The organism is Aeromonas rivipollensis, from assembly GCF_010974825.1.
Taxonomy (GTDB): Bacteria; Pseudomonadota; Gammaproteobacteria; order Enterobacterales; family Aeromonadaceae; genus Aeromonas; species Aeromonas rivipollensis.
This window is the reverse complement of the sequence record NZ_JAAILA010000012.1, coordinates 78,336-102,164: the sequence shown is the minus strand read 5'-3', so window position 1 is coordinate 102,164 and position 23,829 is coordinate 78,336. Positions and strand designations below refer to the sequence as shown.

Here is a 23,829-nt window from a genome sequence, read left to right as displayed (position 1 = left end):
AATGGCAGGTATGTCCGATGCAAGTGTCGCTAACTATCTTGAAGTAAAGGTGGGCACTACAATAATCACCGATATTGAAACCGTAACCGGCTTCGCCCAGAACGCAAACATCATCGAATTTTTCAACTATGGTAATAAATTTAGCCGAAAGCTGGTTGGCAGTTCCTCGGTTGACCCTCTTGAGCTGACATGCACCTATGTCCCTGAAAGCGCCAGCTATAAGGCTCTGGAAAAGCTTCGTGCTGATGGTGTTCGTGCTGAAGTTGTAATTACCATGTTTGAGAACCCGACCAAGCTCAATGGAAACACCCTTACAATGACTGCTGTCGTTGGTAGTAAGAGTATTTCCACTGAATTTGATACTCAAAGAACTGTTGCCTGGACTCTGGCGATTGATGGTGGTGTTACTGAAGGTGTGAAAGCATAATGTTTAACCCTGTCATTTTGGCAGGGTTTTTTGTTGTCTAAATAAAGGAGAGAATCATAAAGGAGAATTATTAATGAAGTTTTTAGATAAATTTGGATTGAAACCACTAAGTTTCGAACTGGAAGGTGAAACAGTATATTACAAGCAGATTAGTTACAATCTCGCAATCACAATAGCAAATGAGAATAACGATATCATTCGACAACTTATAATCATTCGCCATTGCCTTTGTGAATCTGAAGAAGGAACCATGGTATTCCATGAAGATACAGACCTTGCTGAAATCGGCGATAAACTTCCATTTGAAACGATATCTACCATTGCCACCGAGATTGCTAAACTGTCTGGCCCCAAAGCTCGGGATGAACAGTTAAAAAAAAAGCACAAGAGCTGATTATTGATAGTGATGAAATGTTCATCTTCGAACTGTCTATTGCATTAAAAATACCAGTCTTTGAGATCAAGGAATGGCCTATTGAAATCATCGACCAGTATCGAGCAATGAACATCATTCGTCCCTTCACCGAACGCGCCAAGAGCATTCGAGATGGATTCATGATTGAGTTGCTGCGGAACCAGAATGTCACCAAGAAGAAGGATTACAAGACGATGGATGAACTTCTTCCGTATCTTGGTAATGGATTACCTGAGTTCATGGAAAACGAACACGTTAAAACGGCTATAAAACAGCTTGGTTTCGCGACCACTATCGGTCATCGCTTCATGATTGAAGATACCTTACGACTCATGAAGGAAGAAATTGATATTGAATTGTCTAAGCCATCCAGTGAGCGGGATATGTATGTAATCAAGCGGCTTTCCGGCTTGATAAGGGATACCCAGATTGATAATGAACAGTAATTTTTGATTGTTCTTGTTGATCCTCGTTCGGATCCGTGTATTCTGTGGTTCATATACAACCTAAATACCATAAAACAACAAGGACTATTAATTATGTTTATCGACCCATTCTCAATGATCATTATCGCATTTCTATGGTTCACCCTAAGCGTGATTATATCAACGGCTGCTTCTTATAGAGGTCATAGCCCAACACTTTTCTTCATTATATCAATGATTCTTAGTCCTCTAATCGGGCTTGGGTTTGTGTGGGCTGTGGGTAATCAGGATCGGGATAGTAACCTTGAAGCTGTATTGACTGAATTACGTGAGATTAAAGATAAGTTGAACTGATAGTTTAACTGTTAGATATACAAGGGGCCTTCGGGCTCCTTTTTTGTTGTCTAAATAAAAGGAGAATAACTAAATAGGAGATTAAAAATGGCAGGTGTCAACGTAGTGCTTTCTGCCCAAACGCAGAAGTATATTGATGAAATTAATAAAGCTAAGAATTCTGGCGACAAATCCATGAACTCCATGGGCCAGAAAGCAAAAGATATGGGTGATAAAGTAACATCAGCGTTTAACAGTCCCAGCGCCGCGATTAACGGCTTCCTTGGTCGTCTTGGTCCCGTGGGGTTAGCTATTGGTGCTGTTGGTGGTGCAAGCGTTGGGCTCGGTATACAGCTTTCTAATATGGGTCAACAAGTTCTAGAAACTCAGAAGAAAATGGAATCGCTCGCAAAACAGAATAACATGAGCGTAGAAGCTATAAACAAATATGGATTGGCTGTATCAACGACTGGCATGGATTTTGAAAAATTCGCCGATATCCTCAAGGATGTTAACGATAGAACTGGTGATTATTTGAGCACGGGTGGCGGTGCAATGATGGATTACTTTGATACTATCCAAGGTAAGCTTAAGCGAACTGCTGACGATTTCAGGGGGCTATCTGCAATTGATACATTGAAGATGATTAACCAAGACCTTATCGATGTTGGCGCGTCTCAAGCTCAGATCACATTCGTTATGGAGAGTATTTCTTCTGATGCTTCAAAGCTGACAGGTATTCTTAGAATGTCTGAAAGTGAAATGGATAACATGCTTAAGTCGTATGCTGTTAACCGTGCAACTCTTTCCTCTCAAGTCGCCAATGATATTCAAGCAACACAGTCTAATATGGAAATGCTCCAAAACAACTTTAACGCCGCTATGGCGAATAGTTTCAGGGGCCTTATCACATTGGCTAACCGAATGACCAAAGCGGCGTCTGATGCGTTATATGGCATTTCAGAGGGCTCTAAACGTCAAACTATCATTGGTGATTATACTAACGGTAAAATGGAAATTAATTCTGGTAACTCTAAGGATTTCTTAGATAGTGCCCAAGATATACAAGCTCAAAATAGAATTGATGCGAGGGCGAGGGCTACCAGTGAAGTTAGTGGTTTACCGTTCGGCGACGAGTATTGGAAGAAGGTTGATAAGCTGTATAACCAATATATGGAAGAGTCTAACGCCAAACTTGCAAATGACGTTATCAAAGCTTCTGATATCCAAAATGCGGAGCGTATAAACTCGGAAGGTAAGGGAACTGGTGGTAATGCTGTTGCTCCAAGTGTTAAGAATGCACAAGAAGCTAATCAACAACTCCAAACACTTAATGAACAGCGCATCAATATTTTGAAAGAGCAAGGACGGCTTGAAACTCAACTTCAAAATGCTATCGGGGTGGAGACTAAGAAGGCATTGGAAGGACAAATTACCAACCAAAAGGATCTGCTATCTAAGAACGCAGAATCTATAAAGGTTGTTAATGGTCAAATTGCGTCATACCAGAAAGAGGCAACAGACAAAGCAGAGGCTGGCGCTAAGAAACGGTTACAGGCTCAGGCATTCCTTGCTAAGAGTGAGGAAGAATCCGCTAAGGCTGCTCATGAGGTCATGATTGCCCAACTCAAGGATTACTTGAAAGATGGTTCTTTGACGAAAGCAGAGTATGACCAAGCAGAGATTATCGCAGAACAGAAACTTCAAGATAAATTACTTGAAATCCAGAAGAAGAAAGCCGCCGCCGAAGAGAAGATATTAACAGAAGCGTATAACAAGAAACAAAGCATTCGCGATCTTGAACTTCAATTTGCTACCGATTCGAAGACCCAAGCTGATATAGAGCTTGAAATCCAAAAGGCTAAGGTTGAAGAAGCTTATCGGATTGACCAATCGGCTACAGGAAACAAAGTATTATCTGAACAGGATAAGAATAATAAACTTGCTGAACTCGATAGAAATCATAAGTTAGATCAACAAGAACGTGACGATGAATATATTACATCAGAAGCGACACGCAAACTTGAGAATGCAGAACTTGAACGTGAACTTATACTTCAACAATATGATCAAGGATTAATCGATAAGGATGAAGCAAATCGCCTTTTAGTTGAATCCGACCAAAAAGTCACGGTAGCAAAACGGGATATGGTGATGGAACAACTCGGATTAATGTCTGAATTGTTCAGAGGTAGTTCCCAGCTTGCTAAGGAAGGTTCAAAACAACAAAAGATTTTGTTTGCTCTTGAGAAATCTTCTGCAATTGCGTCTCTCGGTGTTCAGATGTGGGAGAAGTGGGGTAAGGCTGAAAACTGGGGCGAGAAGGCAATGATATTAGGTCAATATGGTGGCGCAATTGCTTCTACCGCCGCCGTTACTCTTGGGCAGTTCCATGATGGAACAGATGAAGTATCAGAGACTGGATCGTATATCTTGAAGCAAGGGGAGAGGGTGATCCAGCCTACTGCGAACAAGGATCTAACGTCATATCTTGAGAACAACAAATCAAGTGGTAATGGCGAAACCGTCATCAATTCTGACTTTATCGTCCAAGGTAATCTTGATTCTGCTGACGAATCCCGTTTCATTCAACTGTGTCTCCAACACAGAGATATAATCAGCGGTGCTGTTCGCCAATCGAATTTGGAAACAGGTAACTAATAGGAAACTGGTAACTAAATATAATAAATGGGGTTCATATCGAGCCCCAACAACATTAGAGGTTAAATAATATGGCACAAGTTCAAACAGTAAATGAAAACCTTACATTTAAACGGGGGGATAGTGAGCGTATTCAGATGTTTTTCGAGAATGAAGATGAAGAAACTGGTTTAGTCGTGCCAGTTGACTTCACTGACCTTGAAGTAGTAATACAGTTCCGTTATCAACATGACGACCCTACAATTGTTTTCTCTCTTCCATGGATCTTGATTGGTCCTGCTAAGAATGGGATAGGTTATTTCAATCTAACCAGGTCTCTTTCTGAAACTTTAGCAGCCCCGTATGGTATGGATAAACGAGCCACTGGATTTTATGACGTGCAATTCTGGTCCAAAAAAGATCCAGAGGCTGCATTTACGCCCGTAGCTGGTTCCTGGTCGATTGACCTCGATGCAAGCAGAAAATCATAAGGAAATCATAATGTTGAGAGTAACTATTACACAATCAAGAATGGGGTTTAATGGTGCAACCCTTACCCAAATACCACACACTCAAAAAGTTCATATTCTACAGAACGTTAGTATCGGTGATGCATTGATCCAGAATTGGAGAAACGAGACCAAGCAATACAGGGATGAAGTAGTTCAGGGGCGTTTCCTTGGTGATGAATGGATTCTCGCATCTGGTAAGGCATATGAAATGAGTATCAAAGCGGTGCCTACCGGATTCCAGTTGTGGGCTTAATAAGGGGTATATTGTGATACAAGAGATAATTTATCGAAAGAGGGGAGTGACGTTATATAAAGAGGTTGAAATACCATCTGAAATAATCCCTCCTTATGATGAGATGAAACCGCCGACTTGGTATAAGCCGAGCCTTCCGGTTGAGTTCCCTCATCCGCTTGTCCAGTTTGGTGTGAGAGTTGAAGGCGAAAAACCAATTGCTTGGTTCCAAACAAATACTTTTGATCATAGGTTTGAGACGGATTTTGAAATTAACGTAAATGGCGTGACGTTATTTAAACGTAAGTATTTCTTCAAAGACTAAAGGGGGCCTATGGCTCCTTTTTTATTTCCAACCCTAAATAAAGGAGATGCAACTAATTAAATAAAGAGGTTAACAAATGGCTAAGGAAAAAATACTTGATATTATCAAATCAAGTAAAACGATAGATTCATCCTATGATATAAAATTGAATAAAGGGCAGGGAACTAATGCAGCCAGCGCCACCCGCAAGGATTATGTTGATGCTCAAGATGCGTTAAAATTGAATAAAGCTGGCGATACAATGACAGGGAACTTGTCTACTCCAAAGGTTCTGTTGACTGCTGCACAAGGTGCTGAAGCAAACTCCGTTACTCGTCGTGACTTTGTTGAAGCAACTGTAACTGCTGCTGGGTCTGGCAAGAAAGACCTGACTATTGCTTTACCATCTGGTGCACCTGCGACTGGATATATTCCGGTATCGTTTAATTTTGGAAGCGCAAGCAACTCTGAGATTTACATAAACACTCGGACTGATGTAGGCGCCGCACCGATGAACAACTGTTCATTCAATGGTATTGTTCGTGCATCGGGATGGAGTGATGCCAGCACATATTCAACCGGATTTTTCACTATACATGACCTCGCAGAAAGATCATTACATTCGTTCCAGTCCTGCACCGAAAACGCAACGAACTTCATTGTTGCATATGTTGAAACCAGAGCTTTCCCAATAAATGTCCGAGTTGATGTTGGTGTATCTGTCACCGCATCGGCAACAGATGTAACCTTTGGAACATCGGTTTTCAAGGTGAACGGTCAAGACGGTGGAAACACAAAAACTGCGGTAATAGCAAACTTCGATAAAGGAAGTGGTTACTATAACCGTAGCAACAGAGTATATGATACTGGATATAATCCTACACCGGATGCCGTAGGTGCGGTTGCTAAAACTGGCGATACTATGACCGGTAATCTGACAGTAAATGCCAATATAAACGCATCAAACATATTTTCTACTGGGTCCATCACAGCAAACACAATATCCACATTCAGTGGACTTAGATTGAGTAGTAATGCTAGTGGTTATTCTGAGATTGTTCCAAGACGAGCAAATGAAGCTGATTATCTCTGGTCTAACGGTATTAGATATTATGATAGTAATAACTATTGGGCTATTGGGTCAAACAGAATACTCCATGATGCCTATTCTCCAAGACTAACATCTATTGAAAACTCGTTAGATCTAAACACGATATCTGTTCCTGTAAAAACTATGTCGTTGGCTCATTTTGGGTCTGCTGCAACCAACAAACCAAACACAAGTAATAGTGCTAACTCAGTTGTTCATATATCAACTTGGGAAACTGGAACATATGCCCATCAATTGGCTTTTAGCTCCGATGGTAAGATATATAATCGCTATAACAACAACGTTTCTTGGAGTGATTGGGGTCAAGTATATACATCAATTTATAAACCAACTCCTGCTTATGTAGGTGCGGTTAATAAAACTGGCGATACAATGACTGGTGCGTTGACTATAACAAATTCGAATGCTGGTATTAATTTGGATCCTGCGGCTAATACGCCGTCGTATATTCTTGGAAGACAAAATAGTGTTAATAATTGGTATGTTGGGAAAGGTTCTGGAACAAATAACGACATTCAACTTAGTAGTTACATCCACAACACAACACTTGCTCTTAGATCGGACCGTATAGAATCAAATAAGAGTTTTTATGTTAATACTGCTAGAGTAGTAACATATGCGGATGAAGCGTTTTGGAGAAACAGATCGTTTCTTCCTGACCTTGGGGTTTCTAGTGCCGTGTTGCCGGGCTACTTTGCTTTTGCACCAGACGCTCTTAGCTCACCGGACGTCACTCAATATGGTCATGGATTTGCTGTTAATCCTGGTAGTAATGGTGCGCAAGGTATTTGGTCTTCGCAGTTTGCAGTTACACATGTAGGAACCGGTAAATTGTGGCATAGAACCGGAATAAACGGTGCCGCTCAAGGTAACTGGAAGAAGATATATACAAGTGACGATAAACCAACACCAGCAGATCTTGGTGCGGTCGATAAAGCTGGTGATAGTATGTCGGGTCAGCTCACTCTCACACCAGGCTTTGTTGATACCAGTGTAAATGCCCAACTTGCACATATTGGTAAAGATGCAACGAAAGCTCTGTATATTCGTAATATGCGTGAACACAACTCTTCTGCTTGGGTGTGGGAAAAGTTGTATAACGGTTCCTTATATTATTCTTCTGGTGTAAATGGAGCTGGCACAAACAAAATTAGATTACTTGTTAGTGGCACCGGATCTGGTGAAATATATCTTGGAACAAATGCGGATAAACGGGTATATCACGAAGGTTTCAATCCAACGGCGGGTGATGTAGGTGCGGTTGCTAAAACTGGCGATACAATGACTGGTAATCTTACAGTTCCTTCTGTATTGGTATCATCTGCTCAAAATACATCTGTTAACGCACTCACTCGCAAGGATTATGTTGATGCAGAGGTAGCTAAATTACTGGCCCGCATAGTCGCCCTTGAATCTAAATAATACTAAATAAATAGAATGGGGTAGACAGTCTACCCCTCTAATTATTAGGATGTTATATAATGAATCTTTGGGAGAAGAAGATAAGTGCTATAAGTAATACAGTTAAAATTGGTGGTGTGATTTTCACATTCGTTTCAGCGGCTGTCATCGCAAATTACAAAATAGGGGAGTTAGAAACTTATTCTGGTGCTCACGAACAGAATATTCAATCTCTCCAAGTAAATGAAAGTCGTAATGATAACCGGATTTTGGTTTTGGAACGAAAAGCAGAAAAAACCGACGCACAACTAGAAAAGCTAAATGACAGATGCACAATTAGAAAAGCTAAATGACAATTTGAACCTTTCGATAGTAGAACTATCTGGGGGTCATTAAAGGAATGAAAAAGGGATCCTAATTTAGGGATCCCTTTTCTTTTATTCTTCTTCCAGAGAGTCAGCAATTTCATTTACCATCTTACTGAACTTCTCTGAATCACTTGCCTTGAAAATACTCTTTGTATGGAATGATATTGAATGCTTGTCGAATCTCGATATCTTCACGATATGACCATTACCGAACGGTTTAACAACAATACTCTCAACTATTTTTTTAATCTCAATATTGAATTTCTTCGGGTCATCAATATGCTCTAATAGTGTCTCTATTGCATCAGGAGCGATTCTAACTACAGCTTTAATATCCGCCATTAACTCTTTCTTCTGTTTCTCTAAGGACGTTAGAGAGGCCATAACAGCGGAAATTGGGAGAGTGCTTTCAACGTTTGAAAGTTCTGATGATAAATCAGAGATTCGTTTTTCAACTTGAGCAAGTTTTATCCTAAGTGCATCCTCACCAGAATCTTGTTTATTAAGTTGCTTCACTTCAAGGTGATGAATGTTAGAGATAACGACGTTGTGTAAGTCGCGAACGTGCGCCGTATGTTCACATTTTTCAATCAACGAATATCGGCAATAGTAGTAAGTGACCTTGGCTGTCTTGTTCTTCCTGCTCTTAGCCGCCATCCTCTTTCCACAACACCCACAGAACACGAGTCCGCTAATGTGGTTCGTCTCACTGGCACCTGCCGGACGCTGCATGGCTTTACTGTTCAACTCAAGAAACTCAGAGTATGTAATTACCGCTGGAAAGTAACCTTGCACAAGCTCTGTAGGTTGATACTTGCCGTTGATCTTTACTGTCAGTTGATAGGCACCAAACAAGATTGGGTTAGCGATGACGTCTCTTAGTGTGCTTGGGTTCCATACACCCTTAACCGTGGGGGAGGGGATGTTAGAGCTGTTCAGATGACCAGCGATCTTAGCCAGCGATTCACCTTGTCTCTTTCTCTCCAAGATGATGTCTAAAATATATCTCCGATCATCAAAAGTGAACTTGTTTCCTTCCAACTTCAACCAGAAGGGGAGCTTCATCGGGACAGGTTCACCGGCTTTTATCTTGTCCCTAACCGAATCCTTATTGGCTTGGATTCGTATACTTTTAGCACTCGATTCCTTGTTGGCTAAGTCGGCAGCGATGGCAATCCGGATCACCAGAGTTAGATCGTTCAGTGAGTTCCTATCCAGCCTCAACCCATCCATGAGAGACACAACGATGACGCCTTGGCGAAGTATGGACTTGAGCATCTCCGTCGTTGTATCGATTCCCTGACGACTCAGACGGTCAAGCTTTTCAATGATGACAACATCACCTGCTCGGATGGAGCCATTAGCAATACATTCATGAAGGTCAGATAGGGAAGGGCGATCTATCTCTTTATATGCAGAGATACCAAGGTCACGGAATGATTTAGGGGAGAGGGTTAGATTGTTCTGTTTGCAATACAGCTCTGCGGCCTCAATCTGTCGTCTCTGGCCGTCCCCTGATATCTGTTGGCGGGAAGATAGGCGGATATAAGAATAAGCTATTGATTTATCGGCGGTTTGTTCCGTTCTATCCATAATGCGTAAATCTCGTCAGGTGTGTGTGCCTTTGATTGTAACACCTTGCGATAACGGGTTTCGCAGCGCGGGCAGCGTTGCAGGCTGGGATCCTGATCCAGCTGATCGATGGCAAGCGGCTCCTCGCAATCGGAGCAGAGGCCATAGAGTCCCAGTTCCATCTGGCAGAGCGCCGCGTCGAGGCGTTTCAGCCGTGCCACGCTCAGCTCCACCTTGGGCAAGTCGAGGCGACTGGTCAGATCCACCAGTTGATCCCGCTCGCAGCTTCCCACTTTTTGGGCCCAGTCGTCACGACGACAGGCCTTGAGCTGAGCAATCAGCTCTTCTCTTGTTTGCGCCCAATCGGTCAGCAGGCGCTCACGCCATTCGGCCAACCGGGCTTGCGTCACTTCACACACAACAGCCCCCAAAGACGAGTGATAAAACTCGGCCAGTATAGGGAAACCCGCGGCTTATCAAGATGACATGAGTCAAGTTAACCGTGCTTTGACGCGTTTTTCCGGCTGGTGTCGCGGCTTGCCGGTGATCACATGGAGCACCCCGACCACCAGGCAGACGACGCCGACCAGGGTACTCATGGGAGGCATGGTGCCGCGCAGCATGAAGGCGTAGAGCAACCCCGCCAGCGTCTCGAATACGATGAGCGGTCCCACCAGTACGGTCGGCAGGCGCTGGCTCGCCTCGTTCCAGCACAGGGTGCCGAGCCAGGAGCAAAAGAGCCCCACCACCCCCATCAGCAGCACGAAGCGCAGGGGCGTCGGCCCGAAGGGCAGGGGAAAGTCCGGTGCGCTCAGGGCGAGATGACCGAGACTGCCGAGGTAGGCAATGAGTGCCACCGGCAGGGTCACCAGCCCCTGAGCGGTGGCCCAGACGGCCGGGCTGCGGTCCGGGTGCTCGCGCAGCCAGCGGGCATTGCGCAGGGGATACCAGGTCCAGCACAGCACGGCGACCACCGCCAGGACGAACCCGAACAGCTGCTCGGTGCGTGGCTCTGTCTGCCAGGTCAGCTCGGCACGGTTGACCAGATAGAGGCCGACCCCCATCAGCAGCAGGGCCGGGTAGAGACGGGTGCGGGAGAGGCGGCCGTCCCGTGCGCCATAGAGGCGGTTGGCGGTCAGGGCCGTCACCACCGGCAGGGTGCCGATGATCATGGCCGCCAGCGGTGAGCCGATGCGCAAGATAGCTCCCGACAGGCAGAAGTAGTAGATGAGATTCCCCACCAGGGTGAGGGTGAGTGCCTCGCGCCAGTCACTGGCCGAGAGGGCCGCCAGGCGTTTGCGGGCCTGCCAGGCGAGCGGCAGCACGATGAGGCCGAAGGCGAGGTAGCGGCCGCTGGCGAGCAGGGCAGGGGGATAGCCGTCCACCAGCAGGGGGGCGACGAAGATGAGCCCCCACATCAGGCCGGCCAGCAGGGCAAACAAGACTCCGATCAACATTTTCCATATCCGGTAAAGAAGAAGGAGGCCAGCCTAGCAGGGGGGTAAGGGCGGCGTATTGAACCAGATTGCGCTTTAGCGGCCAGCCTGTACCTGTTTCTGGTAGCGCACCGGGGTGGTGCCATAGCGGCGCAGGAAGGCGCGGTTGAGGTGCGACTGATCGGCCAGACCACAGGCGGCGGCCACCTCGGCGGCGGGCAGGCCGGCGGCCAGCCACCCCTTGGCCCGCTGCAGGCGGATGGCCATCAACATCTGCTGGGGGGTGACATGAAAGCGGGCCTTGAAGCTGCGCTGAAAGTGGTAGGGACTGAGGTTCACCGCCCCCGCCAGCTCGGTCAGGGTAATGGGGCGGGCGAAGTAGGCCTGCATATAGTCGATGGCGCGGCCCAGAGGGTGGGCTGCTTCGCGCGGGGCCGCCAGGGCCCGGGCATGGGGGCGCAGGGTCTCGCACACGCCCAGCAGCAGTCCGTCGGCGGCGAGCTCGCTGTCACAGTGCCAGAGGGCGTCCAGGGCCGCCTGCAGGACGGGGGCGGTGCGGGGGTCGCTTCGCACGGCTTCGGCGAAATACCAGCCGCGCTCGCCGCTGATGGCCTCGAGCCGATCGGCGGGCAGGTAGAGCATGCGATAGCGCCACCCCTGCTCGCAGGCCGCCTCGCCCGTGTGCAGCTCATCAGGGTTCATCAGCACCAGGCTGCCGGGGCCTGCCAGGAGCTGGCTGCCGCGATAGCGGAAACGCTCGGCACCGCACTCGATGACACCGAGGCCAAACCCCTCGTGGCTATGGGGATCGAAGATGTGGTGCTGGATGTGGGCGCGATAGAGCTCGGTCGCAGGCTGCCCCGGCAGGGCGCGAAAATCGGCCCTGTCGTGCTGATGGGTAAATGTGACCGGTACTCCCTGCATCCTGACCTCCTGTCATTGAGCCTTCATCATAGGGTGCCGCGCTGCGGCGGCCAAGACTAGGCCCGTGCGGCGCACTCGCGCTCGAGGGCTGTACGGATCTCGTCTGCGGTCTTGATGGTGCGGATGCGGCGAAACAGCTCATCGGCCTGGGGGTATTCCCGCACTATGTAGGAGAACCACTGCTTGATGCGGCTGGGGTAGTAGTCGGCCTTGTCGCTCGCCAGATCCTGCTCGGTGTAGCTCACCATCAGTTGCAACACCTCGGCCCAGCTCATGTGGGCACAGCCGGTTTTCATCACGTTGGCCAGATTGGGCAGGGAGATGGCGCCGCGGCCCACCATGAGGGCGTCGCAGCCGGAGACGCTGGCACAGGCGAGGGCATCCTTGTGATCCCAGATCTCGCCATTGGCGGTCACCGGAATGGGCAGGGCGCGGCGGATGAGATCCACGTATTCCCAGTGCGCCGGCGCCTTGTAGCCTTCGCGCTTGGTGCGGGCATGGACAGCGAGCTCGTTGGCGCCCCCCTGGAAGACCGCCTGGGCGTTGTCCATATAGAGCTCCTTGTCATCGTACCCCAGGCGGATCTTGGCGCTCACCGGCAGGTGGGCAGGGACGGCTTCGCGCACCGCCTTGACGATGCGATAGACGGTCTCTGGCTCCTTGAGCAGCACGGCGCCCCCCTTGCTCTTGTTGACCGTGGGGGCGGGGCAGCCGAAGTTGAGATCGACCCCGGGGGAGCCGAGCTCGATGGCGCGTACCGCATTCTCTGCCAGCCATTCGGGGTGCTGGCCCAGCAGTTGCACCCGCACCGGGGTGCCGGCACGGGTCTTGCCATCCTGCTTGAGTTCGGGGCAGAGGCGATAGAACACCTTGGCGGGCAGCAGCTGATCGACGACCCGGATGAACTCGCTGACACAGAGGTCGTAATCGTTGACGGAGGTGAGAACCTCCCGCATCAGGTGATCCAGCACCCCCTGCATGGGGGCCAAAATAACGCGCATAGCTGCTTCCGAAGACAAGGGGAGAAAAAAGAGCGCAGATTGTAGTGGCAATGGGCGGCGTTGTCAGCCGTCTGCCCACTCGATGGGCCTAATCGACTGCCGCCGCATGGGCCAGGCTGTCAGCTTCCGGGCCAACTCTGTTAGGCTAAAGGTAGAGATGCATTCAGAGGAGTACCCATGAAACGCTGGTGTCTGATGGCCCTGGGCTGGCTCGCCTTCGCCACCGGGATAGTCGGGATAGTCCTGCCCCTGCTGCCGACCACCCCCTTCATGTTGCTGGCGGCGGCCCTCTTTGCCCGCTCGTCACCCCGTTTTCACCGTTGGCTGCTGGCACACCCCTGGTTTGGGCCCCCCATCCATGACTGGCAGCAATATCGCGGCATTCGGCGCCATGCCCGGCGCCGTGCCATTATCTTCATTCTGCTCTCCTTCTCGGTGTCGCTGCTGGTGGTGCCGCTGCCCTGGGTGAGGCTGCTGCTGGTTGTCATAATGGTGATCCTGCTCACCTGGTTAATGCGTCTGCCGGTGCTGGAGCCAGTTGCAATGGAGAAGTGAAATCCCTAAGCTATTGCGGCAATAATGCTATGGAGTCGGCCTGTCATTTTTTGCATGACGGGCCTTTTTATTGCCCGCTGGCGGGCAGCGCAAGAGACGCCACGCCTGGGCTCAAAAATAAGCGGTCAAATAATGAATCCGGATACCCTGAAGTTTATCGAAGCGAGCATCAAGACCATTCCCGACTATCCGAAGCCGGGCATACTGTTTCGCGACATCACCAGCCTGATCGAGAACGCCGAGGCCTTCAAGGCCACCATAGATCTGCTGGCCGAGCATTATCGTGATCAAGGGATCACCAAGATCGTCGGTACCGAGGCCCGCGGTTTCATCTTCGGCGCCCCTGTGGCCTTCGCCATGGGACTGGGCTTCGTGCCAGTTCGCAAGCCGGGCAAGCTGCCCCGCGCCATCATCGAAGAGTCCTATGCCCTCGAGTACGGCACCGACACCCTGCAACTGCACACCGACGCCATAGTGCCCGGTGACAAGGTGCTGGTGGTGGACGATCTGCTGGCCACCGGCGGCACCGTTGATGCCACCGTCAAGCTCATTCGCCGCGCTGGCGGTGAAGTCGCCGATGCGGCCTTCATCATCTCCCTGCCGTCCCTCGGTGGTGATGCCCGCCTGACCGCCGCTGGCGTCAAGGTGGTCTCGCTGGTGGAACTCGCGGGCGAGTAAGGCCCCTGGCAGGCGGGCCTCGTCAACCCGCCAATGCCCCGAACCGGTGCCTGAATGGGCACCGGTTTGAAATTCAAGCGATCCCTCCCACGGCGGCCGATAGCCCATACAGCCTGCCCTCCATTTGTGTTAGCATCCTGCCTCAATGCCTCGTTTTCCAGCATCGAGATCTATGAGCTATCAGGTTCTGGCGCGTAAATGGCGCCCCCATACGTTTGAACAAGTGGTTGGCCAGCAACATGTGCTGACCGCCTTGACCAATGCCCTGGATCAGGGACGGCTGCATCACGCCTACCTGCTTAGCGGCACCCGCGGGGTCGGCAAGACCACCATAGCCCGCATCCTGGCCAAGAGCCTCAACTGCGAGCAGGGGATCAGCAGCCACCCGTGCGGCGTATGCGATACCTGCCGCGAGATCGATCAGGGCAACTTCGTCGATCTGCTGGAGATCGATGCGGCCTCGCGCACCAAGGTGGAAGACACCCGCGAGCTGCTCGACAACGTGCAGTACCGCCCGGCCCGCGGCCGCTTCAAGGTCTACCTCATCGATGAGGTGCACATGCTGTCGCGCCACAGCTTCAATGCGCTGCTCAAAACCCTGGAAGAGCCGCCCCCCTATGTGAAGTTCCTGCTGGCCACCACGGATCCGCAGAAGCTCCCGATCACCATCTTGTCCCGCTGCCTGCAGTTCCACCTCAAAAGCCTGGATCAGAGCCAGATCGCCAAGCAGCTCGAATGGGTGCTGGATCAGGAAGGTCAGCCGTTCGAGCCCCGTGCCCTGCTGGCCCTGGCCAAGGCGGCCGACGGCAGCATGCGCGATGCCCTGAGCCTGACGGATCAGGCGCTGGCCCACGGCAACGGCAGCGTGCGTCTGGAGAGCGTGCTGACCATGCTGGGCACCCTCGACCACCACCACCTGCACCAGTTGCTGGAGGCCATACTGCGCCAGGATGCCCCGGCCACCATGGCCAAGATCACCGAAATCGCCACCCTGGGGCCGGACTTCGATCAGCTCCACGCCGAGCTGGAAGCCTTGCTCCATCGCGTCGCCATGGCCCAGCTGCTCCCTGCCAGCGTGCAGGAGCAGGGGGCGGATGCGGATGCTCTGCTGCAACTGGCGGGGGCCATGAGCCCGGAAGAGGTGCAGCTCTGCTACCAGATAGTGCTGGGGGGGCGCAAGGACTTGCCCTGGGCGCCCGATGGCCGCACCGCGCTGGAGATGACCTGCCTGCGAATGCTGGCCTTCTCGCCGCGCCGCGAGGCGGTGCACCCCGCCAATCTGAGCGCCTTGCCCGTCTCCATGGGCGCGCTGCCCGGGGCGGGGAGGGAGGCCGTATCGACCCTGCCGGGAAAGCCGTCAGGGGCTGAGCCAGCCCCGCATCAGGCCGCGACGGCGGCCAGCACGGCCGCGCCCGCAGCCCTGACGCCGACAGCGCCACTCTTGACGGTGCAGGCCGATGAGCCGGCTTCCGGCGACGATGAATCGAATGCGACTCTCTTTGCCGAGCAGCATGAGCTGCTAGAAGAGGCGCAGCGGATGGGGTACGAGGCGCAGCCGATGCAGCCTGAGCCTCAGACTGGTGGCGCGCCCCAGGCAGTGGAAGCACAGCCCCTTGAATCCGAGCCGCCGGCCTCCTTCCATGAGGAGGCCCTGCCGACGGCGACTCCTGCCATAGCCCCTGAACCCGAGGCAGCCCCCTCGGCGGCCTCCAGCATGCAGAGCCTGCTGGGCAAGCGCAATCTGCTGCGCAGCCGGCTGCGGGGCGACGGCGGGGCGGCGACCAGCTCTGCACCCCCCAGGGCGACGCCGAGCAAACCGGTTGCGCCCCTGGCCACTGCCGCCGTGCAACCTGTGGCGCCAGCGCCCTCTGTACCTGCCAGGCAGGCCGCTGCGGCGCCCGCCTATTCCGGGCCCATGACAGGCTATGAGGATCTGCCGCCCCTCGAGGCCTATGACGACAGCGGCAGCGATTACGAGGAATATCTGAATCAGGGCTTCGGCGACGGGCCGGTCAGCGCTCCCGCAGCGCAAGCGGCGGCGCCAGCGTCAAGGCCGAGTGCTCCGCAAAAGGCCAGTCCCGCCTCGGATGACCTGCCCCCCTGGGATCTGGACGGCGCACCCGCCAGGGCCGCCGCTGCCCCCGTCGCCGCAGCGCCAGTTACGACGCCCCTTGCCGTGCCCGAAAGCGTGCAGCCAACGGCGGCTCAGGTGATGGAGACCATCGACTGGGATGAGCTGGAGAGCGACGCCCAGCCGGATGAGGGGGAGGAGGTCACCCGCCTGATCCCCTCTTCCCTGCTGGTCAATTGCGGCGATCCCTGGGCCGAGCTCATCGCCCGTACCGGGGTCGGTGGCCGGTTGCGCCAGCTCGCCATCAACTCTGTGATGACCCGGCAGGGGGAGCTGGTGTCCCTGGTGCTCAAGCCAGAGCAGCGCCACCTGGTCAGCGATAGAGCTTTGGCCGATCTGGCCGAGATCATAGGCCCAGAATTGGGGCAGACGGTGGGTCAACCGGTGCGCATCGAGGTGACCCTGGGCACGGATCCGGCGCGGGAGACGCCGCTCGAGATCGAGCATCGCCTCTATCTGGGGGTGCGTGAGCAGGTGAGCCGGGATCTGGCGGATGATCCCAATGTGCAGTTCCTGCAGCAGCGATTCGGCGCCGTGCTCCATCCCGAGAGCATCGAGCCCCTGAGCCGCTGAGCGCTATGAGTTAAATCCCATGCCGGGACTCGAGTCCCGGTTGAAAAATCTTTTGGCTGCCCCCATATCCGGGGTAGAACAAGCCCACAGCCCGGCGCTGGATGCCGGATTTCAAGACGAGAGACGACCTATGTTTGGTAAAGGTGGAATGGGTAACCTGATGAAACAGGCCCAACAGATGCAAGAGCGCATGCAGAAGATGCAAGAGCAGCTGGCTCAGATGGAAGTCGTCGGCGAAGCCGGCGCCGGCATGGTCAAGGTCACCATGGCCGGCAGCCACAGCGTGCGCCGTATCGAGATCGATCCGAGTCTGATGGAAGATGACAAGGAGATGCTGGAAGATCTGGTCGCCGCCGCCGTCAACGACGCCGTGCGCCGGGTAGAAGAGCAGAACAAGAGCAAGATGGGCGAGCTGACCGGTGGCATGCAACTGCCCCCTGGCTTCAAGATGCCCTTCTAAGGGCTGAACGCCTTTCAAATCTAGATGCCATGATCCATGGCGATGACGCAGCTGACCGGGTTCCCACCCTGTCAGCTGCGTTTTGTTTTTTCCGTTCCCCCGGTTTCCCGGGGCAGGCGTGAATTACTTGCTGCTCTGGACTGTGGTGTAGCTGTTGATCAGATTGCGATAGTCGGGGATGTGGTTGGCGAACAGGGTACCCAGGCCTTCCACATCATTGCGCCAGTCGCGGTGCAGTTCACAGGCGGCCCCAAACCAGGTCATCAGCTGCGCCCCGGCGGATGACATCCGATCCCAGGCCGAGTGACGGGTGATCTCGTTGAAGGTCCCGGAGGCATCTGTGATGACAAACACCTCGTACCCTTCCTCGAGGGCGGACAGGGTCGGGAATGCCACGCACACCTCGGTGACTATGCCGGCGATGATCAGCTGCTTCTTGCCGGTGGCCTTGACCGCCTTGACGAACTCCTCGTTATCCCAGGCGTTGATCTGCCCGGGGCGGGCAATGTAAGGGGCATCCGGGAAGGTCTCCTTGAGCTCTGTCATCAGCGGGCCGTTGGGCCCGTTTTCGAAACTGGTGGTCAGTATGGTCGGCAGCTCGAAGTACTTGGCCAGCGCGGCCAGCGCCAACACGTTGTTGCGAAACTTGTCCGGCTCTATGTCACGCACCAGCGAAGACAGCCCTGCCTGGTGATCCACCAGCAGTACGGCAGCCTTGTTCTTGTCGAGTTTGACGTAGGGTTTGTTCATGATTTTTCTCCTGATCTGTGGGCAAAGGAGTTAACGCTGGGGATCCAGCACTTCGTTATGTTGCAGCACCTTGTGCGCGCTCGAGCAACGGCCGTCGGTCTATGGTTTTCAGCGCGTCAGCACCTGGGCGCATTGTCTGCCTGTGCAGCAGGTGTTCCTGTTGCCGGCCCGAGGTTCAGCGCCCTATCTGGCCAAAACGGCCACTGTTGTAGTCATTGATGGCCTGCACTATCTCTTCCTGGGTGTTCATCACGAAGGGGCCGTGACCGACTATGGGTTCATTGAGGGGGGCGCCATTGAGCAGCAGCAGCGTCGTATCTTCCTCGACATCGATCACCAGCTGGCTGCCGCGGCGTTCCATGACTGCCAGCTCGGCGGTGCGGACAGGGTGGCGGTTGCCGAGGCGAATGGCGCCTTTGAGCACAAACAGCGCCGTGGTGTGTCCTTCTGGCAGTTCGAGCGTCACCCGGTGATGGGCCTTCAGACGCATGTCCCAGACGTTCATCGGGGTGAAGGTGCGGGCAGGGCCGCGGGTATCGCCGAGCTGCCCGGCGATGATGCGAGCCTCCCCTGCGCCCTCTGGCAGTGCCACCCGAGGGATCTCTTCGGCGGTGATGCCCTGGTAGCCAGGGGCCGTCATCTTCTCTTTGGCGGGCAAGTTCACCCACAGCTGTACCATCTCGAAGGCGCCGCCCGTCCTGGCGAATGCCGGGCTGTGGTACTCCTCGTGGATAAGGCCGGATGCGGCCGTCATCCACTGCACGTCACCCGGACCTATGGTGCCGCCGCCCCCCGAGGAGTCTCTGTGGGAGACGCCGCCCTCATAGACGATGGTCACGGTTTCGAACCCGCGGTGAGGGTGCTGGCCGACGCCGAGTTGATGGGAGGTGGCCGGGAAATTGGCCGGGCCTGCATGGTCCATCAGCAGGAAGGGGGACATCTCCTCGGCGATATCGTTGTAGGAGAAGATGCTCCTGACCGGGAAGCCATCCCCGACCCAGTGCCTCTCGTTGCTGCGCTTGATAAATGCCAGTTCTTTCATCTCAGTGTCTCCGTTGAATCAATGGAGACAGTGTAGAAAGTAGTCAATTACCGGACTAGATGGTTAAATAAGAAAACACTTTCTAATGAGTTGGAAGATGGACTTCAATCAGGTCGTCGTATTCGTCAAGGTCGTGCAAGTGGGCAGTTTCAGCGCGGCGGCGCGTCTGCTGGGCTTGCCGACCTCCACCGTCAGCCATCGGGTGGCCATGCTGGAGAAGCGTCTGGGCGTCACCCTCTTGCAGCGAACCACCCGCAGGTTGCACCTGACCGATGCCGGACAGATCTATTTCGACCACGCCTCGGCCGGCCTGGTGCATGTGCTTGACGCCGAGGCGGCGGTGACCGAGGCGCGGGAAGAGCCCTGCGGGCTGCTGCGCATCACGGCTCCCGTGGATATCGGCAACCAGATCCTGTCGTCCATCCTGGGGCAGATGCGCAGCCAGTGGCCCAAGGTCGATGTGGAGCTGGTGCTGATGAACCGCTACGTGGATCTGGTCGCCGAGGGGGTCGATGTCGCCATTCGTACCGGCCCTCTCAAGGATTCGACGCTGATCGCCAAGCAGGTGGGGATTGCGCGCTGGGCCCTGTTTGCCAGCCCGGATTACCTCGCCAGCGCCGGGGTGCCAGATGCACCTCAGGCGCTGCGGCAGCATGCCTGCCTGCAGTTCACGCCCCTGGGCAAGGAGGCCTGGGTACTTCACGACGGGGCCGCCAACAGTGTGACAGTCTCTGTGGCCCGGCAGACACTGATCAACGATGTCGGCCTGATCATGACCATGGTGCAGGCTGGTGGTGGGGTGGCACTGTTGCCCTCCTACCTGTGTCGCCAGGCCTGCGAAGAGGGGAGACTGGTGCCTGTCCTGCCCGAATGGCATGGCAAGGCGGATCCCATCCATATCGTCTATCCCAGGCAGCGCTTCATGGCCCCCAGGCTGCGCGCCTTCGTGGATCTTGCCACGCTGACCCTGCGTCAATGGCTCGAATGACGGGTCGCCGAGGCGGTAACGGTGCCCAACCCCATAAATAAACAAAGCGCCTGATGGCGCTTTGTTTATTTGGTATCACGTCAACCTAGCTGAGCCAGCCCATCGCCATGGCCAGCCGGCCGCACAGGGCCGCCAGCAGGATGCCAAGCAGGGTGCGCAGCAGCCAGATCACCACCAGTTGCCCCAGGCTCACCGGGATCTTGGTGGCCAGGATGCAGGGGATGGAGGCGGAGAAGAAGAGCACAGAACTCACCGAGACCACGGCGGTCACATAGCGCACCAACAGATCCGCATCCTTGAGCAGGATGGCGGGCAGGAACATCTCAGCGAGCCCCGCCGAGAGCGCTCTTGCGGTCTCCAGCGGCTCTCCCAAATCCAGCAGCCAGGTGAGGGGCCACAGCAGCCAGCCCAGCAGATCAAACAGCGGCGTGTGCTGGGCCAGCAGCAGCCCCAGCAGGCCGACGGACAAGATGGTGGGCACCACGGCGGCGGCCATGTAGAGGCCATCCTTGAGGTTGTCCTGCAACTGCCGCAGCACGGGATCCGCCTGGCTGGACTGGGTGAGCCCGGAGGCCAGCGCAGCTTGCCAGCGGCTCATGCCCTCCGGCAGCGGCTCGTCGGTCTCGCCCTGGTGCGCCATGGTGCTGATGGGGGGAACCCGCGCCAGGATGGCGGTGATGACGAAGGTGATGACCAGGGTGGACCAGAAGTAGAAGTTCCAGTGCCCCATCAGGTTGAGGGTCTTGGCCACTATGATCATGAAGGCGGCGGAGACGGTGGAGAAGCCGGTGGCGATGATGACGGCTTCCCGTACCGTGTACTTGCCCGCGAGGAAGACCCGGTTGGTGATGAGCAGGCCCACCGAGTAGCTGCCGACGAAGGAGGCGACCGCATCGATGGCGGAGTGGCCCGGGGTGCGCCAGAGTGGGCGCATCACCGGCTGCATCAGCACGCCGATGAGCTCCAGCAGGCCGAAGCCGAGCAGGAAGGTGAGGGCCATGGCGCCTATGGGCACTATGAGGCCCACCGACATGGCCAGCTTGTCAAAGAGGAAGGGCAGGCGATCTGGCGTCATCAGCCAGGCGGGGCCCCAATCGGCCACATACATGATGGCCAGCCCCAGCCCGAGCAGCTTGAACAGACTCAGCAGTCTGTCGATGGGGCGGGCGCGCCAGCGACCATCCAGCAGCGGGCTGATGGCGCCATAGGCGATCAGCAGCAGGATCAGCCCCAGGGCGAGCGGGCGCTGCGCTATCAGGAAGCCCGCCAGGTGATCCACCAGTATGGTGCTGCGGCCCGCGAGCTCGAAGGGCACGAAAAAGATGGCGATGCCGAGCACACTGGTCAGCAGCAGTTTGATGCCAGCCCCTGAGCGGGCAGGGGCGGTAAGTGCATGTTCAGGTTCCATTTCCTCTCCTTGTGATCCACATGGTTCAACTCCCTTGACGACCTAATTTGTATATACAATATCGACGCAAGCCCAAAATGGAAACAACAAATACACCAAAAAGCAACATTTGGTGAAAATGGAATCCGTATGACTCTTTTCTATGGAGGAGTGCGATCGCGGCAGTGTGGGCCACTGTCTGGTCGTGACAGAGCGGCCGCGCAAGGGACGTCATGGCAAGAGAGGCAAGGAGGCAGGAAGGGCAGGCAGGAACCAGGCCAATAAAGCTTTTCCATAACGACCAAAAAAGCGGAAAACCTGAGCCCGGATTTAAACATTTTCACTGCCCTCATCGAGGGCGGCTTTCTTATAACTATTTATGAAATGCTCATAAAGCCTTTGTTCATTTGACTACTTTTCGAGTATCTCATTGCGGAGTAAGATGCCACTTCAATAAAAATAAGAATTAGGAGTTCGGGTGTGAAGGCATTAGAGAAAGAAAGGATATCGCCCTATATCAGCCAGTTATACGAGTGCGGTATTAATGATTCTGACATTAAGTTGGTGGTGGACCAATTTCGCGCCGACCTGTCCGGCAGTTCATCCCTGTTTTTATTGCGGGATGATGACAAGAGCGACGGAATAAAGCTCTTTTCCAGCGGCTTGACCGAGGCCCAGCAGCAATTTTATGTGCAGCACCATCGCCAGGATGTGTGGTTCAATCATTATCTGGACAAGGGCTGCCAGGGGATCGTCAGTGCCAATACCATCTCCAGCTCGGTGGGGCTGCTGGCCAGCTTCGGTGCCCAGTTTGCGGCGGGCGGCGTCTGTCGGGTGAAGGGGCGGGGTCTCAGCACCCTGTGCAGTTACCGCGGCGCCGCTCAGGATGACTTCAGCAGCCGGGATCTCAGCTCCTTGACAGAGATCTATTCTGGCCTGGCCGCCTGGAGCCAGCATTATTGGAACCTGCTGGCCCTGGAAACCCAGAACTATCAGCTGCAGCAACTGGTGAAAAACCATAATAAGCCCAGCGCCATCATAGATGACAAGGGACATATTCATTATTCCAATGTGGCGTTCAACCGCATCGCCGATGAAAACGTCGAGCTGCGGGCGGTCAATGGTATTTTCTCTTTGCAAAATAAGGAGCAGCAACGCCAGCTCAAGGAGACCTTGAATGGCTTTGCCTATTTGCTGCCAGGCGCCAGCGCCTATATGTCCATTCCCCGTCAGTCCAATCTCAGGCCCCTGCTGATCCAGTGCACCCTGATGAGCGGCCTCAGCCGCTTCGAGCGCTATGTGGAAGTGGTATTGCGCGATCCCGAGCACTCCTTCAACCCGGACATAGAGGCGCTGGCCAGCCTCTATCCCCTCACCATAGGCGAGAAGGAGCTGCTGGTGCTGATGAGCAAGGGCTACAGCAGCAACGACATCGCCGAACTGCGCGGTGTCAAAGTGGAAACAGTGCGCTCCACCCTCAAGGGGGTGTTCAAGAAGACCGACTGCCACAGCCAGAACGAGCTGCTGCTGCTGCTGCAATCCATCTCCTGATAGGCACCAGCTATGCTTGGAGTGAGCTGGGCATAGTGCCTGGCTCGCGCCTCCCGTCGGGAGGCCTGTCGGGGGAAGCGTCATGGAATCACTCAAGGCAAGGGATTATATGCAGACCAAGCCCATCACGTTCAGCGCGGACATGATGGTGCAAAATGCGGTCACCAAGTTTCTCAACAGTCATCAGCTCGGCGGCCCCGTGGTGGACAGCCTGGGGCACCTGATTGGCTGGGTGTCCGAGCAGGATTGCATTGCCGTCATGTTGAAAGAGGCCTATCACTGCGAGCAGGTGGCCCAGGTCAAGGATGTGATGCGCAAGGAGGTGCTGGCCGTGGGGCCAGACACCAGCATCCTGGATCTGGCGGAGATGATGATGGGCCAAAAGCCGAAGATCTATCCAGTAGTGGAAGAGGGTCGCCTGCTCGGGGTGATCAGCCGCCACAACGTGATGCAGGCCATTCACGCCCAGCTTGGTACCTGCTTCGTGCATCAGGCCAGGGTCTGATCCGGTTTCGCCGGATCATCGGGAGCAGGCCGGGTGCCTGCTCTTTTTATTGCCCGCCGCGCCATTGAACCTGGCAGTTGCCGCTTTAAGGCTTGCACCGCCTCCGCT

The 23,829-nt window shown here is 53.9% G+C and carries 24 protein-coding genes; 16 read left to right on the top strand and 8 right to left on the bottom strand.

Annotation, left to right across the window (positions count from 1 at the left end):
- Window position 1 precedes the first annotated feature (1 nt).
- The 9 genes from G4923_RS09270 to G4923_RS09230 all read left to right on the top strand — a co-directional run bounded on the left by G4923_RS09270 (window position 2) and on the right by G4923_RS09230 (window position 8,153).
- Window positions 2-427, top strand: coding sequence for a hypothetical protein (locus G4923_RS09270; protein WP_163136746.1), 426 nt, complete (start codon window positions 2-4; stop codon window positions 425-427).
- A 73-nt stretch (window positions 428-500) separates the two neighbouring features.
- The gene (locus G4923_RS09265; RefSeq protein ID WP_163136744.1) at window positions 501-821 is read left to right on the top strand and encodes a hypothetical protein; all 321 of its coding nucleotides are present in this window, start codon (window positions 501-503) and stop codon (window positions 819-821) included.
- 17 nt (window positions 822-838) lie between these two features.
- Window positions 839-1,288, top strand: a complete 450-nt coding sequence (locus G4923_RS09260) for a hypothetical protein (protein WP_163136742.1) — start codon at window positions 839-841, stop codon at window positions 1,286-1,288.
- A 420-nt stretch (window positions 1,289-1,708) separates the two neighbouring features.
- The gene (locus tag G4923_RS09255; RefSeq protein ID WP_163136740.1) at window positions 1,709-4,261 is read left to right on the top strand and encodes a hypothetical protein; all 2,553 of its coding nucleotides are present in this window, start codon (window positions 1,709-1,711) and stop codon (window positions 4,259-4,261) included.
- Between the two features lie 71 nt (window positions 4,262-4,332).
- Entirely contained in the window at window positions 4,333-4,731 is a 399-nt protein-coding gene (locus tag G4923_RS09250; protein WP_163136738.1) for a hypothetical protein, read from the top strand.
- A gap of 10 nt (window positions 4,732-4,741) precedes the next feature.
- Window positions 4,742-5,005: a hypothetical protein gene (locus tag G4923_RS09245; protein WP_163136736.1), complete on the top strand. Its 264-nt coding sequence runs from the start codon at window positions 4,742-4,744 to the stop codon at window positions 5,003-5,005.
- A gap of 46 nt (window positions 5,006-5,051) precedes the next feature.
- Window positions 5,052-5,309, top strand: a complete 258-nt coding sequence (locus G4923_RS09240; RefSeq protein ID WP_163136734.1) for a hypothetical protein — start codon at window positions 5,052-5,054, stop codon at window positions 5,307-5,309.
- Window positions 5,310-5,385: 76 nt separating this feature from the next.
- Window positions 5,386-7,821, top strand: a complete 2,436-nt coding sequence (locus tag G4923_RS09235; protein WP_163136732.1) for a hypothetical protein — start codon at window positions 5,386-5,388, stop codon at window positions 7,819-7,821.
- A 59-nt stretch (window positions 7,822-7,880) separates the two neighbouring features.
- Window positions 7,881-8,153 (top strand): hypothetical protein, encoded by a 273-nt coding sequence (locus G4923_RS09230; RefSeq protein ID WP_163136730.1) that lies wholly within the window; start codon window positions 7,881-7,883, stop codon window positions 8,151-8,153.
- Between the two features lie 84 nt (window positions 8,154-8,237).
- Here G4923_RS09230 and G4923_RS09225 read toward each other — a convergent pair whose 3' ends face one another.
- From G4923_RS09225 to dusC, 5 genes are all read right to left on the bottom strand, one after another.
- On the bottom strand, window positions 8,238-9,761 hold the full coding sequence (locus G4923_RS09225) for a recombinase family protein (RefSeq protein ID WP_163136728.1): 1,524 nt from the start codon (window positions 9,759-9,761) through the stop codon (window positions 8,238-8,240).
- Window positions 9,725-10,150: a TraR/DksA family transcriptional regulator gene (locus G4923_RS09220; protein ID WP_338120447.1), complete on the bottom strand. Its 426-nt coding sequence runs from the start codon at window positions 10,148-10,150 to the stop codon at window positions 9,725-9,727. Before G4923_RS09220 ends, G4923_RS09225 begins: the two co-directional genes overlap by 37 nt.
- An 81-nt stretch (window positions 10,151-10,231) precedes the next feature.
- Window positions 10,232-11,197 carry a DMT family transporter gene (locus G4923_RS09215; RefSeq protein WP_163136724.1) on the bottom strand — a complete coding sequence of 322 codons (966 nt, stop codon included), beginning with the start codon at window positions 11,195-11,197 and terminating at the stop codon, window positions 10,232-10,234.
- Window positions 11,198-11,272: 75 nt separating this feature from the next.
- Window positions 11,273-12,100 carry an AraC family transcriptional regulator gene (locus tag G4923_RS09210; RefSeq protein ID WP_163136722.1) on the bottom strand — a complete coding sequence of 276 codons (828 nt, stop codon included), beginning with the start codon at window positions 12,098-12,100 and terminating at the stop codon, window positions 11,273-11,275.
- 56 nt (window positions 12,101-12,156) lie between these two features.
- Window positions 12,157-13,101 carry a tRNA dihydrouridine(16) synthase DusC gene (gene dusC, locus G4923_RS09205; protein ID WP_106886814.1) on the bottom strand — a complete coding sequence of 315 codons (945 nt, stop codon included), beginning with the start codon at window positions 13,099-13,101 and terminating at the stop codon, window positions 12,157-12,159.
- Window positions 13,102-13,278: 177 nt separating this feature from the next.
- Between dusC and G4923_RS09200 the strand changes: the two genes are divergently transcribed.
- From G4923_RS09200 to G4923_RS09185, 4 genes are all read left to right on the top strand, one after another.
- Entirely contained in the window at window positions 13,279-13,656 is a 378-nt protein-coding gene (locus G4923_RS09200) for a YbaN family protein (RefSeq protein WP_163136720.1), read from the top strand.
- A gap of 132 nt (window positions 13,657-13,788) precedes the next feature.
- Window positions 13,789-14,334 (top strand): adenine phosphoribosyltransferase, encoded by a 546-nt coding sequence (gene apt, locus G4923_RS09195; protein ID WP_042650168.1) that lies wholly within the window; start codon window positions 13,789-13,791, stop codon window positions 14,332-14,334.
- 172 nt (window positions 14,335-14,506) lie between these two features.
- Window positions 14,507-17,038 carry a DNA polymerase III subunit gamma/tau gene (dnaX, locus tag G4923_RS09190; protein WP_163136718.1) on the top strand — a complete coding sequence of 844 codons (2,532 nt, stop codon included), beginning with the start codon at window positions 14,507-14,509 and terminating at the stop codon, window positions 17,036-17,038.
- A 130-nt stretch (window positions 17,039-17,168) separates the two neighbouring features.
- A complete protein-coding gene (locus G4923_RS09185) occupies window positions 17,169-17,498 on the top strand; it encodes a YbaB/EbfC family nucleoid-associated protein (RefSeq protein WP_011706069.1) in 330 nt (109 codons plus the stop codon).
- Window positions 17,499-17,621: 123 nt separating this feature from the next.
- Here the strand turns inward: G4923_RS09185 and ycaC are convergent, their stop codons facing one another.
- Together ycaC and G4923_RS09175 are read right to left on the bottom strand one after the other, a co-directional pair.
- A complete protein-coding gene (gene ycaC, locus G4923_RS09180; RefSeq protein ID WP_163136716.1) occupies window positions 17,622-18,248 on the bottom strand; it encodes an isochorismate family cysteine hydrolase YcaC in 627 nt (208 codons plus the stop codon).
- A gap of 175 nt (window positions 18,249-18,423) precedes the next feature.
- Window positions 18,424-19,290 carry a pirin family protein gene (locus G4923_RS09175; protein ID WP_163136714.1) on the bottom strand — a complete coding sequence of 289 codons (867 nt, stop codon included), beginning with the start codon at window positions 19,288-19,290 and terminating at the stop codon, window positions 18,424-18,426.
- A 97-nt stretch (window positions 19,291-19,387) separates the two neighbouring features.
- On the opposite strand from G4923_RS09175, the gene G4923_RS09170 reads away from it, so the two are divergent.
- Window positions 19,388-20,278, top strand: a complete 891-nt coding sequence (locus tag G4923_RS09170; RefSeq protein WP_163136712.1) for a LysR family transcriptional regulator — start codon at window positions 19,388-19,390, stop codon at window positions 20,276-20,278.
- An 85-nt stretch (window positions 20,279-20,363) separates the two neighbouring features.
- Here the strand turns inward: G4923_RS09170 and G4923_RS09165 are convergent, their stop codons facing one another.
- On the bottom strand, window positions 20,364-21,686 hold the full coding sequence (locus G4923_RS09165; RefSeq protein WP_163136711.1) for a YjiH family protein: 1,323 nt from the start codon (window positions 21,684-21,686) through the stop codon (window positions 20,364-20,366).
- Window positions 21,687-22,145: 459 nt separating this feature from the next.
- Between G4923_RS09165 and G4923_RS09160 the strand changes: the two genes are divergently transcribed.
- Entirely contained in the window at window positions 22,146-23,216 is a 1,071-nt protein-coding gene (locus tag G4923_RS09160; RefSeq protein ID WP_111910592.1) for a helix-turn-helix transcriptional regulator, read from the top strand.
- Between the two features lie 82 nt (window positions 23,217-23,298).
- The gene (locus G4923_RS09155; protein ID WP_106886806.1) at window positions 23,299-23,721 is read left to right on the top strand and encodes a CBS domain-containing protein; all 423 of its coding nucleotides are present in this window, start codon (window positions 23,299-23,301) and stop codon (window positions 23,719-23,721) included.
- Window positions 23,722-23,829 lie beyond the last annotated feature (108 nt).